Annotated in this window: 10 protein-coding genes; 7 read left to right on the top strand and 3 right to left on the bottom strand. The window is 72.5% G+C overall.

Going from position 1 to position 13397, the window contains the following annotated elements:
• Positions 1 to 43: 43 nt before the first annotated feature.
• The gene (locus BMZ30_RS08695) at positions 44 to 1777 is read left to right on the top strand and encodes an ABC transporter ATP-binding protein (RefSeq protein ID WP_093377523.1); all 1734 of its coding nucleotides are present in this window, start codon (positions 44 to 46) and stop codon (positions 1775 to 1777) included.
• Positions 1777 to 3843: an ABC transporter ATP-binding protein gene (locus BMZ30_RS08690; protein ID WP_093377519.1), complete on the top strand. Its 2067-nt coding sequence runs from the start codon at positions 1777 to 1779 to the stop codon at positions 3841 to 3843. The genes BMZ30_RS08695 and BMZ30_RS08690 overlap by 1 nt, the downstream gene beginning before the upstream one ends.
• Positions 3844 to 3862: 19 nt before the next feature.
• Here BMZ30_RS08690 and BMZ30_RS08685 read toward each other — a convergent pair whose 3' ends face one another.
• Positions 3863 to 5356 carry a hypothetical protein gene (locus BMZ30_RS08685; RefSeq protein WP_093377516.1) on the bottom strand — a complete coding sequence of 498 codons (1494 nt, stop codon included), beginning with the start codon at positions 5354 to 5356 and terminating at the stop codon, positions 3863 to 3865.
• Positions 5353 to 6018 (bottom strand): ABC transporter ATP-binding protein, encoded by a 666-nt coding sequence (locus tag BMZ30_RS08680; RefSeq protein WP_177191326.1) that lies wholly within the window; start codon positions 6016 to 6018, stop codon positions 5353 to 5355. Before BMZ30_RS08680 ends, BMZ30_RS08685 begins: the two co-directional genes overlap by 4 nt.
• Before the next feature lie 179 nt (positions 6019 to 6197).
• Between BMZ30_RS08680 and aztD the strand changes: the two genes are divergently transcribed.
• Positions 6198 to 7583, top strand: a complete 1386-nt coding sequence (gene aztD, locus BMZ30_RS08675; protein WP_093377511.1) for a zinc metallochaperone AztD — start codon at positions 6198 to 6200, stop codon at positions 7581 to 7583.
• A gap of 126 nt (positions 7584 to 7709) precedes the next feature.
• On the top strand, positions 7710 to 8123 hold the full coding sequence (locus BMZ30_RS08670; protein ID WP_093377509.1) for an arsenate-mycothiol transferase ArsC: 414 nt from the start codon (positions 7710 to 7712) through the stop codon (positions 8121 to 8123).
• Between the two features lie 10 nt (positions 8124 to 8133).
• On the opposite strand, the gene BMZ30_RS08665 is transcribed toward BMZ30_RS08670, so the two are convergent.
• Positions 8134 to 9894 carry a dolichyl-phosphate-mannose--protein mannosyltransferase gene (locus BMZ30_RS08665; RefSeq protein ID WP_229828793.1) on the bottom strand — a complete coding sequence of 587 codons (1761 nt, stop codon included), beginning with the start codon at positions 9892 to 9894 and terminating at the stop codon, positions 8134 to 8136.
• A 58-nt stretch (positions 9895 to 9952) separates the two neighbouring features.
• Here BMZ30_RS08665 and rsmI point away from each other — a divergent pair, with 58 nt between their 5' ends.
• The 3 genes from rsmI to BMZ30_RS08650 form a co-directional block, all read left to right on the top strand.
• Complete coding sequence (gene rsmI, locus BMZ30_RS08660) at positions 9953 to 10804, top strand: 16S rRNA (cytidine(1402)-2'-O)-methyltransferase (RefSeq protein WP_093377503.1); 852 nt, start codon at positions 9953 to 9955, stop codon at positions 10802 to 10804.
• Positions 10801 to 12057: a GDSL-type esterase/lipase family protein gene (locus tag BMZ30_RS08655; RefSeq protein WP_093377501.1), complete on the top strand. Its 1257-nt coding sequence runs from the start codon at positions 10801 to 10803 to the stop codon at positions 12055 to 12057. The genes rsmI and BMZ30_RS08655 overlap by 4 nt, the downstream gene beginning before the upstream one ends.
• Before the next feature lie 246 nt (positions 12058 to 12303).
• The coding region (locus tag BMZ30_RS08650; protein WP_177191325.1) for a DUF222 domain-containing protein at positions 12304 to 13397 on the top strand (1094 nt) is incomplete at its 3' end.

The following is a 13397-nucleotide window of genomic DNA, read 5'->3' as shown; positions in this document are numbered from 1 at the left end:
GCGGGGTTAGGCTCGCCGCAGCAGCCCTCCGGAAGGACCCTTCGTGACCCTCTTGCGCCTCGCACTGCGCTACGCGCGGCCGTACCGTGCCTGGATCGCGGCCGTCATCGCGCTTCAGCTCGTGTCGACCATCGCGACCCTCTACCTGCCGAGCCTGAACGCCCGGATCATCGACGAGGGCGTCTCGCGCGGCGACGTCGACTTCATCTGGTCCACCGGCATCCGCATGCTGCTGGTCTGCCTCCTGCAAGTGACCGCCGCGATCGCCGCGATCTGGTTCGGTGCGCGCACCGCGATGGCCGTGGGCCGCGACCTGCGACGCGACGTGTTCCGCAAGGTCGACTCGCTCGGGGCGCTCGACGTCGGCCGCTTCGGCACGGCGACCCTGATCACCCGCAACACGAACGACGTGCAGCAGGTCCAGATGCTCGTGCTGATGACCCTGAACTTCATGGTCTCCACGCCCATCATGTGCATCGGCGGCATCATCATGGCGCTGCGCGAGGACCCGGGCCTGAGCTGGCTCGTGTGGGTCTCGGTGCCGCTGCTGTTCGCCGTCGTGTCCGTGCTCGTGGTCCGCCTGCTGCCGCTGTTCCGCACCATGCAGGACCGCATCGACGCGATCAACGGCGTGCTGCGCGAGCAGATCACCGGCATCCGCGTCATCCGGGCGTTCGTCCGCGAGCCGCACGAGGCCAAGCGCTACGACGTCGCCAACCGCCAGATCACCGACGTCTCCGTGCGGGTGGGGAACATCTTCGTGCTCATGTTCCCGATCATCATGATGATCCTGCACCTGGCGACGGCCGCCGTGCTGTGGTTCGGCGGTCACCGCGTGGACGCCGGTCAGATCGAGGTCGGCGCGCTCACGGCTTTCCTGCAGTACCTGCTGCAGATCCTCGTCGCGGTGATGATGGGCGTGTTCATGGTGATGATGATCCCGCGCGCCGTGGTCTCCGCCGAGCGCCTCGAGGAGCTGTTCGACGTCGTCCCGACGATGCGCGCGGCCACCGGCTCCGCCGAGGCGCCGACGTCGGGCGAGGTCGAGTTCCGGGACGTCACCTTCGGGTACCCGGGAGCGGAGCTTCCTGTCCTCGACCGGGTCAGCTTCGTGGCCCGCCCCGGGCAGACGACGGCGATCGTCGGGTCCACGGGCGCAGGCAAGACGACGCTGCTCAACCTCGTCCCGCGGCTGTACGAGCCGCAGTCGGGGCTGGTGACGATCGGCGGCGTCCCGGTCTCCGGCCTCGACCGCAGCCAGCTCGCCGGCCTCGTCGGGCTGGTCCCGCAGCGGCCCTACCTGTTCTCCGGCACCTTCGCGACCAACCTCCGGTTCGGGCGCCCGGAAGCCACCGAGGACGAGATGTGGGAGGCGCTGCGCGTGGCGCAGGCCGAGGACTTCGTGCGGGAACGCTCCGACGGGCTCGAGGAGCACGTGGCCCAGGGCGGCACCAACGTCTCGGGCGGCCAGCGGCAGCGCCTGGCCATTGCGCGCGCCCTCGTGGCCAAGCCCTCGGTCTACCTGTTCGACGACTCGTTCTCCGCGCTCGACGTCACGACCGACGCGCGGCTGCGCGCCGCCCTCGGGCAGGCGACCCAGGGCGCGACCGTCATCATCGTGGCCCAGCGGATCTCCACGGTCCGTGAGGCGGACCAGATCATCGTGCTCGACGGCGGCAAGGTCGTCGGCACGGGCACGCACGACGAGCTCCTCGAGTCGAACGACACGTACCGGGAGATCGTCGAGTCGCAGATGAGCATCGAGGGAGCAGCGTGATGGCGCGACGCAGGAAGGGCGCCCCTGGGACGCCCGCCGAGGACGGCTCGGGCGCGGACGGCTCGGTCGAGGGCGCCGCCGTGGCCACCGACGCCGAGGCCTCGCCGTCCCTGGAGAACCCCGAGGCCGAGGCGGCCGACGACTACACGCCGACCGAGATGGACGGCGACATGTTCGGCGGCACGCCTGGCAAGAAGGCCCAGCACTTCTGGCCGTCCGCCAAGCGCCTGATCGGCCTGCTGCGCCCCGAGCGCACGCTCATGTCCGTGGTGATCGGGCTCGTCGTCGTCTCCGTGGTCCTCACGGTCGTGGCGCCGCGCATCCTGGGCCGGGCGATGGACGTCATCTTCAACGGCTACCTCGGCCGGCGGCTCGACCCTGACGTGCCGCTGGACCAGGTGATCGCCCAGGCGCGCGCCTCCGGCAACGCCGAGTACGCCGAGCTCCTCACCAAGGCGGAGGTCGTGCCCGGCGTGGGCATCGACTTCGACCGCCTCGGCCAGCTGATCGTGATCGTGCTCGGCATGTACGTCGCCGCGTCGGTGCTCATGTGGGCGCAGGGCTTCATCCTCAACAAGCTCGTCATGCGCGTGGTCTACCGCCTGCGCGAGGACATCGAGCACAAGCTCAACCGGCTGCCGCTGCGCTACTTCGACACCCGCCAGCGCGGCGACCTGATGAGCCGCGTCACCAACGACGTCGACAACATCCAGGCCGCCCTCCAGCAGGCGTTCTCCCAGCTCGTCCAGTCCGTCATGACCGTGCTCGGCATCATCGTGATGATGTTCGTCGTGTCCTGGCAACTGGCGCTGGTCGCACTCGTCTCGCTGCCGCTGTCCGGGATCATCGCCGGCTTCATCGGCGTGCGCTCCCAGAAGCTGTTCGCGGCCCAGTGGAAGAACACGGGCGCGCTCAACGGCCACGTCGAGGAGTCCTACTCGGGACTCGAGCTGATCCGCGCCTACGGCCGCGGCGAGGAGATGCTCGTCGAGTTCGACGACCGCAACGAGAAGCTCTACAAGGCGTCGTTCGGTGCGCAGTTCGTCTCCGGCATGATCATGCCGGCGATGACGTTCGTGTCCTACCTGTCGTACGTGCTGGTCGCGGTCGGCGGCGGGCTGCGGGTCGCGAGCGGCCAGATGACCCTCGGCGACGCAACCGCGTTCATCCAGTACTCGCGCGAGTTCACGCAGCCGGTCAGCGAGATCGCGTCGGTGGCCAACATGCTCCAGTCCGGCGTGGCCTCGGCCGAGCGCACGTTCGAGCTGCTCGACGCCGACGAGGAGGAGGCCGACGCGGCCGCGGCCGCGCTGCCCGAGCGCACCGAGGGCCGCGTGGTGTTCGAGGACGTCTCGTTCTCCTACGACCCCGCCGAGCCGCTGATCGAGCACCTGTCGTTCTCTGCTGAGCCGGGGCACACGGTCGCGATCGTCGGTCACACCGGCGCGGGCAAGACGACGCTCGTCAACCTCGTCATGCGCTTCTATGAGCTCGACGGCGGACGGATCCTGCTCGACGGCACGGACGTGCGGGACCTCACGCGTCACGACCTGCGGTCCCGCATCGGCATGGTGCTCCAGGACGCGTGGCTGTTCGAGGGCACCATCCGCGAGAACATCCGTTATGGCCGGCTCGACGCGACCGACGACGAGGTCGTCGCCGCGGCACAGGCGACCATGGTGGACCGGTTCGTGCGCCAGCTCCCGGACGGCTACGACACCGTGGTCGACACCGAGAGCGGCTCGATCTCCGCGGGCGAGAGGCAGCTCATCACGATCGCCCGGGCATTCCTCGCGAGCCCGTCGCTGCTGATCCTCGACGAGGCCACGTCGTCGGTCGACACGCGCACCGAGCTGCTCGTGCAGCACGCCATGGCGGCGCTGCGCTCGGACCGCACGTCGTTCGTGATCGCGCACCGGCTGTCGACCATCCGCGACGCCCACACCATCCTCGTGATGGCCGACGGCGCGATCGTCGAGCAGGGCAACCACGAGCAGCTGCTCGCGCAGCAGGGCGCGTACCACGCCCTCTACGAGAGCCAGTTCAAGGGCGCGACGACGGCCTAGCGCCGTGGCCGTGGGGACGTCAGCGGCTCGAGACCCGCGACGTCCCCACGGCGAGGAGCACGGCTCCGGCGACGATCGTCCACACGGCGGCGCCGGAGTCGGGCGCGAGCCAGCGCATCCCGAGCACGACGCCGAGCACCACGAGCCAGCCGCGCACGTACCAGGACCCCATGACGACGGGGGAGAGGTCGCCGACCGGTGTGACGACGGGCGTCAGCACCGACGGCGGCATCACGGACTGCGACGCCACCCACGCCCGCGCCGTCACGGCGAGGAAGACCACCGCGACCGCGTACGCCAGGCGGTCGGCCGTGGGTGCCGCGCCCCCGAGCGCGGGTGCGCCCGCGGCCGCGTCGCCGAGGACGGCCCCGTCACCGGTCATGACGCCGAGCGCCGTGAGCGCCCACGCGAGCACGCCGCCCATCACCAGCACGCCGGTCGCGACGAGGCTCGGGAAGATCAGGTGCAGCGTGAACAGCCGTCCGGGAGCGCCGGGGACGACGCCGGAGGCCGCATGGTCAGCGTGGGCCGCGAGCCCCTCGACCCACGACGCCGTCGCCCCGAACAGCACGAGCGCGGCAGCGACGGCGCCAATGCTCCCCGGTCCGGCTCCCAGCACGAGCAGGGTCGCGGCCGCGACCGCCCCGACCACGCTCCGCACGACCCGACCCAGCGCGCGCTGGGCCCCGAGCCAGTCCCGTGCCAGCACGAGCAGCGGCAGCCGCGTCGAGATGCGCAGCCGGCGGTGCCGCAGCGCCGCGGGGGCCTCCCCGACGCGCAGGGCCGCCCCGCGCGCGTCCCCGGCCATGAAGGACCGGCCCGCCGACCGCCAGCGCTCGAGGCCCGCCAGCAGCCCGTCCGGATCGAGCCGGTTCAGGGCGCGCCGCAGCCACACGACGTCCCCGATCCGCGCGGCAGACGCACGGGGCTCGGCGGCAGACCTGGCGGCAGCGGCGGCCGGTGTGCCCGCAGGGACGCCGGCGCCGGCCCGAGGCCTGACTCGCGTACCGGCCGCCTGGACCCGCACCCACAGGCCGCCGACGAGCAGGCCGCCCACCGCGGCGAGCCCCGCCAGCCGCGCGGTGCGGTCCACGCCCAGGTCGGCCCCGTAGCCGAGACCCGCCGTCACGCCTGCCAGCGCGAACCCGACCGCGACGGCGGCCCCGAGCGCACGTCGGCGCAGCACGAGGTGCGGCGGGACCTGGCCGCGCAGGAAGTGCTCGACCTCCGCCGCCGTCGTCCGCAGGGGCCCGACCTTGCGCCCGAACGCGAGCGCGAGCACCGCGAGGCCACCGACGACCAGGGTGACGGTGGTGACCGACGGGCGTGCGGCGTCGGGCATCGTCTGGCCGCCCGCCCGCAGGGCCTGGGCGAGCATCGGCCCGTACATGAGGGTCGTGAGCACGACGAGGTAGATCGTGTAGGTGAGGTCGCCCGCGGTGTCCTCGACGCGGAACCCACGCAGCTCGCGCCGTAGCCGTCGCAGGCGCCGGCGAGGGGAGTCCGCGGTCATCGGGCGCGGGGCTCGAGCACCAGCTCGACGTCGGCGAGGGCCTCGCGGAAGGTCGGGTCGTGCGTGGCGACCACCAGCGTGCGGCCCGACGTGCGGGCGTCGCGCAGGAGCTCGACCGCCTGCGCGCGCCACCGGGCGTCGAGGCGCTGCTCGGGCTCGTCGACGAGGAGGAGGTCGCTCGGGCGGAAGCACGCGGACACCAGGGAGAGCATCTGCGACTCGCCCGACGACAGCTCGTGCGGCAGCTGGTCGCCCACCGAGGCCAGCTCGGTGCGGTCGAGCAGGTCGCCGACGACCGCGTCGTCGGACGTCCCCGCCTGCGCGCCCAGGCGCCAACCGGCGGACATGAGCCGGAAGTGGTCGCGCACCGTGAGCTCGCGGTAGGCGCCGAAGCCGCCGGTGAGGACCGACAACCGCTCGCGGGCGGTGACGCGCGTCTCGTGCGCGGGGCGGCCGAGCGTCTCGACGCTGCCCGTGCGCGGCAGGAGGGTGCCGGCGACCAGTGCGAGGAGCGTGGACTTGCCGCTGCCGTTGGTCCCGGCGACCACGAGGCTGGTGCCGGTCGGGACGGTCACGGTGACCGGGCCGAGGACCTGGACGGTCCCGTGGACCACGGTCGCGGCCTCGACATGGACGGCGGGCGATGTCGGCGCGGTGCTCACGGACGTCAGCCTAGGCGGGGGCGGGGTGGGACCGCCCTGTCGGACCACCGCTTGACGATAATGATTCTCACTCTCTACCGTCATCTCGACGCCGTTCATGAGAACGGTTCTTAACTACGTGTCGTCATCGAACCAGAGAGGAGCGATCGGGAACGCTGCCGCGTCCCGGTCGACCGCCCATGACATCTCGCACCATGCGTTCCGCCTTCGCCCTGGCCGGGGTGCTGCCGCTCGTCCTGCTCGCTGCCTGCGGCCAGGCCTCCGAGTCCGCCTCGACGCCGAGCCCGACCACCGCGCCGTCGGCGTCCGCCTCCGCCCCGGCCGAGGACGCCCTGCCCGCCGAGGCCGCCGGCCCCGGCCCGCGTCTCGTCCTCACCTACGACGGGGGGATCCAGGTCCTCGACGCCCAGACGCTCGAGCTCGTCAGCGACCTGCCGCTCGAGGGCTTCAACCGGATCAACGCCGCGGGCGACGGCCGGCACGCGCTCGTGTCGGTCGCGGGCGGGTTCCAGGTGCTCGACGCCGGCACCTGGGCCGAGCCGCACGGCAACCACGACCACTTCTATCGCGCTGCCCCCGCCCTGACCGACGTGACCTACGCGGCGGCCAAGCCGGGCCACGCCGTCGTGCACGAGGGCCGCACCGCACTGTTCGACGACGCCACGGCCAAGGTCGTCGTCCTCGACTCGACCGAGATCGCCGGTGGGCTGGACGCCGCCACCGACGTGCGCGAGTTCACCTCCCCGGACGCCCACCACGGCGTCGCGGTCGAGCTGACGGACGGCACCTTCGTCGTGTCCGTCGGCACCGAGGACGCGCGGACCGGCATCCAGGTGCTCGACGCCACCGGTGCCGAGCTGGCGTCGTCGGACGAGTGCCCGGGCGTGCACGGTGAGGCTGTCGCCGCCGGCGAGGCCGTGGTGATCGGCTGCGAGGACGGCGCCCTGGTCGTCCGGGGCGGCGAGATCACCAAGGTCCAGAGCCCCGACGCCTACGGGCGGATCGGCAACCAGGCCGGCAGCGAGGAGTCCACGGTCGTCCTCGGCGACTACAAGTCCGACCCCGACGCCGAGCCGGAGCGCCCGACGCGCGTCGCGCTGATCGACACCGTCGACGGCGACCTGCGCCTGGTGGACCTGCCGTCGAGCTACACCTTCCGCTCGCTCGCCCGCGACGACGAGGGCAACGGCCTCGTGCTCGGCACCGACGGCCAGGTGCACGTGATCGACGTCGAGAAGGGCGAGCTCGTCCGGTCGATCCCCGTGATCGACGCGTGGGAGGAGCCGACCGAGTGGCAGGAGCCGCGCCCGACGATCTTCTGGTTCGACGGGACCGCCTACGTGAGCGACCCCGCGAACAACAAGGTGCACGCCGTGGACATCGAGAGCGGTGAGATCTGGCTGAGCGGCGACCTCACCGTGACGCCGAACGAGCTCAACGGCGTGACGGGTGCCGCCCCGCACACGCACGACGACCACGCTGAGGGTGACCACGCCGACCATGACCACGACGAGCACGCCGACGAAGGCGCCGACGAGGGCGCCGACGAGGGCGCCGACGCGTAGCTCTCCCCGTTGCCCGCGGGCCCGGACGGCCATCGTCTCTCCGGGCCCGCGGGTCTGTGCGCGCCGGTACCGTGGGACCGACTCGCCTGACCACGCCTGAGCCTGATCACTCCCCGGGAGCCCGCCGTGACCGAACGTCCCACCGTCCTGTTCGTGTGCGTCAAGAACGGCGGCAAGTCCCAGATGGCCGCGGCCCTCGCGCGGCACCGCGCGGGCGACGCGGTCGAGGTGCACTCCGCCGGGACCCGCCCGGGCGGGGCGATCAACGCGCTGTCGGCCGACGTCGTCGCCGAGGTCGGGGCCGACATGTCCGGCGAGACGCCCCGCGCGATCGACCCGGACCTGCTCCGGCGCGCGGACCGGGTCGTCGTGATCGGCGGAGAGGCGCGCGTCGAACCCGTCGAGGGGATGCGCGGGACCATCGAGACCTGGGAGACCGACGAGCCGTCCGAGCGCGGCATCGAGGGCGCCGAGCGCATGCGGCTCGTGCGGGACGACATCGACGCCCGGGTGCAGGCGTTGCTCGCCGAGCTGAACTAAAGACCCGGGGCTAGATCCAGCTCCGCAGCCACATGTGCGCCCGCCAGAACCCGGTGGGCACGTTCCACCCGGTCCAGATCGGGTACCAGAACAGGCTGAACGCCACCACGAGGCTGCCGACGACGATCCCGGCCGTGCGCAGGCGCTTGCGGCGTCGGGGGTGGTCCGCCGTGAGCTCCCAGAGGCTCACCGCGACGTAGGTGAGCGTCAGGTACATGAACGGCGCGAACGCGATGGTGTAGAAGGTGAAGATCGTGCGGTGCGCGTAGGCGAGCCACGGCAGCCACCCGGCCACGATCCCGCTGAGCACGGCGACGCCCCGCCAGTCGAGCCGCGCGCCGACGAGGACGAGCGCGAGTAGCACCGCCGCCGTCGCGAGCCACCAGATCAGCGGGTTGCCCACCGACGTGATGACCTGCGAGCACTTCTCCCACGCGCACACCCCGCCGGTCGGGATCGCCTCGCCCTTGGCCTGGGACTCGTAGTAGAACGACGTCGGCCGCCACTGCACGAGCCACCCGAGCGGGTGCGCCTCATACGTGTGGTCGCTGGTCAGGCCGTTGTGGAAGCGCCACATGCGGCCGTGGTACTCCCACAGGGACCGCAGCGCCTCGGGGAGCCACTGCACGCCGGCCGTCGGGTGGTCCGCGGCCCACGTGCGCAGGTAGGAGCGGTCGTTGGTGAACCAGGCCGCCCAGCTCGCCAGGTACGTGAGCGCGGCGACGGGGACGACGACGAAGAACGCGGGGATCGCGTCCCGCACGAGTGCCGCGAGCGGCCACATCCGGATGCCGACCGTGCGGCGTGCGGACGCGTCCCAGGCGACCGACATGAGCGCGAACACGGCGAGGAAGTACAGGCCCGACCACTTGGTGCCGATGCACAGGCCCAGGGCGACGGCGGCCGCCAGCCGGTACCAGCGGATGCCCATCGAGGGACCGAACCTGCCGAGCGGCAGGCCGGCGTCGAGCCGCGCGCCCACCCGTGCCGCGAGGCGACGTCGTGAGTGCTCGCGGTCGAGGATGAGCAGCACGAACGCGACCAGGGCCCAGAACATCACCATCGAGTCGAGCAGCCCCGTGCGGGCGTGCACGATCCCGACGCCGTCGATCGCGAACAACCCGCCCGCGATGATCCCCGCGAGCGTCGAGGCGAACAGGCGTCGCGCGACCCAGGCGACGAGGAAGACGGCGGCGATCCCGACGAGGGCGGTCGTCAGTCGCCACGCCCACGGGTTGTCGGCGCCCCCCAGGCGCATGCCCGCTGCGATCATCCACTTCCCGACGGGTGGGTGGACGACGTAGTCGGCCTTGTCGAGGAAGATGTCGCGGTTGCCTGCCTCGAACGCGGGGTTCGGCTCCTCGGGCCACTCGGCGTCGTACCCGACCATCAGCAGCGTGTACGCCTGCTTGACGTAGTAGGTCTCGTCGAACACGAGGGTGTGCGGCCGGGCCAGGTCCCACAGCCGAGCGACTGCGGCGACGACGGTGACGAGCAGCGGGCCGAGCCACGCCCACAACCGGTCGCGCGCTGTCGACCCCAGCCGCAGCCGGCGCTCACCGAGGAGCGCGACGAGCAGGCGCTCGCGGTGCGGCACCGGGACGGGCGTGTGGTCCACGGCCGGGGCGGGAAACGCGGGGTGGTCGGCGTCCGCGTCCTCGGGGCGCTCGTCGGGGGCGTCGTCGTACTCCTCGGCCTCGACCGAGCCGGTGGGCCGGACGGGGATCCAGGGGCGGGCCGTGCCGGTCGGCGGCGTTTCGGGCGACGTCACGTGGTCATCGTAGGGGGACGATCTCCGCTGTGGGGGAGGCAGGTGGCAGGCTGGGCGCATGACTGGCCGCCTCGTCCTCGCCGCGACTCCCATCGGGGACGTCGCCGACGCCTCGCCCCGCCTGCGCGACCTCCTCACCACGGCCGACGTCGTCGCTGCCGAGGACACCCGCCGCCTCCTGGCGCTCGCGGGGCGCCTCGGGCTGCGCGTCGGCGGGCGCATCGTCAGCTACCACGAGCACAACGAGACGGCTCGGGCCGACGAGCTGCTCGACGTCGTCGAGGGTGGTGGGACGGTCGTCATCGTGACGGACGCCGGGATGCCCACGGTCTCCGACCCCGGCTATCGGATCGTCGCGCGGGCCGTCGAGCGGGACCTGACCATCACCTCCGCACCCGGCCCGAGCGCGGTGCTGACGGCGCTCGCGGTCTCGGGGCTCGCGACCGACCGGTTCAGCTTCGAGGGGTTCCCGCCGCGCAAGACGGGCGAGCGGGCGAGCGCGTTCACCGAGCTCGTGCACGAGCGCCGGACCATGGTGTTCTTCGAGTCCCCCCACAGGATCGCCGCGACCCTCGGGGCGATGGCCGAGGCCTTCGGGCCCGAGCGCGCCGCTGCCGTGTGCCGAGAGCTGACCAAGACGCACGAGGAGGTCCTGCGCGGCGGCCTGGGGGATCTCGCCGAGCGTGCCGCGGCCGAACAGCTCCGTGGGGAGATCTGCGTCGTCGTCGCCGGTGCGCCGGCCCGCACCGAGCTCACGACGGCGGACCTGGTCACCGAGGTCCTCACGCGCGCCGACGGCGGGGAGCGGCTCAAGGACGCGGTCGCCGACGTCGCGCGCATGGCCGGCACCGGGAAGCGTGAGCTCTACGCGGCTGCCGTGGCGGCGCGCGGGGCGGGGGCGTCGTCGTGAAGGTCTCGACCGGTGCGCGGCTGCGAGGGCGGAGCGCGGCCGTGCTCGTGGCGCTGGCGCTCGCGCTCGGGGCGTGCTCCGGCGGGGGAGGCGGGAAGGGCGCCACCGACGACCCGCAGGCCGCGCCGATGGATCCGCTGCGCGTCGGGCTGACGACCGGCCCGGCCGTCGTTCTCGGTGACTCGTTCGCGTCCGGGGAGGGCGCGGGCGGCTATCTCCCTGGCGATTCGGCTGTGCTCGAGGCCTGTCATCGCAGCGATGCCGCGACGGGCGTGGTCGCGGCGGTCGCGGCCTCGCCGGGTGCGGCGAGCGACGTGTCGGGCGGGAAGGCGCTCAACGTCGCGTGCTCGGGTGCGGTGACCGAGCACATCACCGCCGCGTCGCGTGCGGGGGTGCCTGCGCAGCTCGACCAGCTGGGTGACGTCGTGCCGGGTGCGGCGATCGTGACGACCGGTGGCAACGACATCGGGTTCGTGGACCTCGTCGGCCAGTGCGCGCTGGCGGATGCGTCCTGCGCGGGGCAGCCGGCCCTGCGGGACGCGACGTTCGCCGCGATCGGCGAGCTCGAGGGCGAGCTGGCGGACGCCTACCGCGCGGTCGACGCGGCACTCAACACCGAGGCCATGCGCGCCGCGCGCGACGGCGCGGTAGCGCCCGTCATCGTCGTGCCGTACCCGCAGCTGCTGCCCGAGAGCGCGCAGGTGCTGTGCCTCGGGTTCGACGACGACGAGCTGGTCCTCGCCCGGGAGATCGTCGGCGGGCTCAACGACGCGATCGAGGCGGCGGTGACTGCGGCGGCGGGCGACGGTCGCGCGGTGTATCTGGTCGACGGTGTGGAGGAGGCGTTCGCCGGGCGCACGGCGTGCAGCGGGGATCCGCTCGTGCACTGGCCGTCGAGCCCGGCCGACGTGCTCGAGCTGCTGCAGGACCCGGAGGCTCTCGGGCGCGAGCTGCTGCACCCGACCGCGCAGGGGTACGCGGCGCTCGCGGACGTCGTCGTGCCGTGGTCGGCGGCCGAGGCGCTCGCCGTGGCGCAGGCTGACAGTGTGCTCGGTTCGGGCCAGCCGGTCGCCGCCGACGGTGACAGGGGCGACGGTGACGGTGGCGACGGCGACGGTGGCGAGAAGCCGTGGACTGCGACGTATTCGGGGTGGCTGCGGGTGGTCACGTTGCTCCTGGCGCCCGGGGCGGTGGCGTGGGTGGTGCTGTCGCGACGGCGTCTCGAGCGCGGTGCTGCGCGGCGTCGGCCGTAAGGCCCTGTGGATAATTGTGCTCTTGCTCCCTCCACAGGGAATGCGCTTCTGAACTTGTCCACAGATTTCTGTGAATTGCGCTTTTCCTCTTGCCCCTCGAACGTCCGTTCGATAGCGTGGTCCTAGTGATTCGGTGACCGCAGGGGGTGAATAGCAGTGGGCGACGTGAACAATGATGTGCGCGATTCGCGTGCTGTTAGTGCGGGTGCGGGTGCGGGTGCGGGTGCGGGTGCGGGTGCGGGTGCTGTGGTTGGTGTGCTGGCGTTGGTCGAGGAGCTGGAGGCTGTGGTCGAACAGCTGACCGCCGTTGACCCGCGGGTGATGGACGGCGGGTTGGCGATGGAGCTCTCCCCGCGGGTGCGGGCGGTGGTCGATCGTCTGGGTGCGCAGCGTCTGGGCTTGATCGGGCAGATCGACGCCGATGGCCTGTGGGCGAGCGAGCCGGTGCGGACTGTGGCGCACTGGCTGGCCTCGCGTGAGCGCGTGTCGTTGGGTTCGGCGCGCAGGGATGTGCGCACCGCGCGGGTGCTGCGCGATCACCTGACCGCCACCGCTGAAGCCAGCCGGGCCGGGGTGGTGACACCCGAGCAGGTGGGGATCGTGGTGGGCATCGCGGCCACGTCGCAGGCGCGGTTGGAGGCGCTGACCGCGGTCCTCGAGTCGGAGGCGGCGTCGCCGGAGGGCGACGGCGCGTCGTCGGAGGCTGAATGCGAGCCGGGTGACGGGGCTGGTGGCGCGGTCGAGGGCGGGCCAACGCGGCCGCGGCGTGGTGAGGACGTGCTGCTGGGCTTGGCGGGACGGCACTCCTTGCGTGACTTCACGCGGATCGCGCGCCGGTTCGCGGTGGTGGCTGACCCTGAGTCGGACGAGCGGGGCTACCGGCTCGCGTCCGAGCGTGAGCATCTGGACCTGTCGCCGACGATCGGCGGGTACCACGTGCAGGGTTTCTTGGCCGAGGAGCACGGTCAGCTGGTGCGCACCGCGCTCGGGGCCGTGATGGGCACGGCCGAGCCGGGCTGCACGCAGAGCCCGGCCAAGCGGCGCGCGGTCGCCCTGGCAGGGCTGGCCCGCCAAGCGCTGGACGAGGGGCGGTTCAGGTCCACCAATGAGCAGGGCCCGGCGGGCGATCGCCTCGCCGAAGGTGCCCGTGCCGTGGGCGAGGACTCGTGGGGTGCGCGGGATGGTTCTGCTCGCGATGGTTCCCCGGCCGTCAGGCCGCATCTGACCGTGACGGTGTCCTGGACCGAGCTCACGCACCTCCTGGGCGCGAATACCGCCGCGAGGGCTGACGCCATCCCCGCCACCAGCGCCACCGAAGACCTTCACGCCATGAACGCACA

Source organism: Flavimobilis marinus (assembly GCF_900113055.1).
In the GTDB taxonomy this organism is placed as follows: Bacteria; Actinomycetota; Actinomycetes; order Actinomycetales; family Cellulomonadaceae; genus Flavimobilis; species Flavimobilis marinus.
The sequence above is the reverse complement of the archived record's forward strand: the minus strand, read 5'-3'. Positions and strand labels throughout refer to the sequence as shown.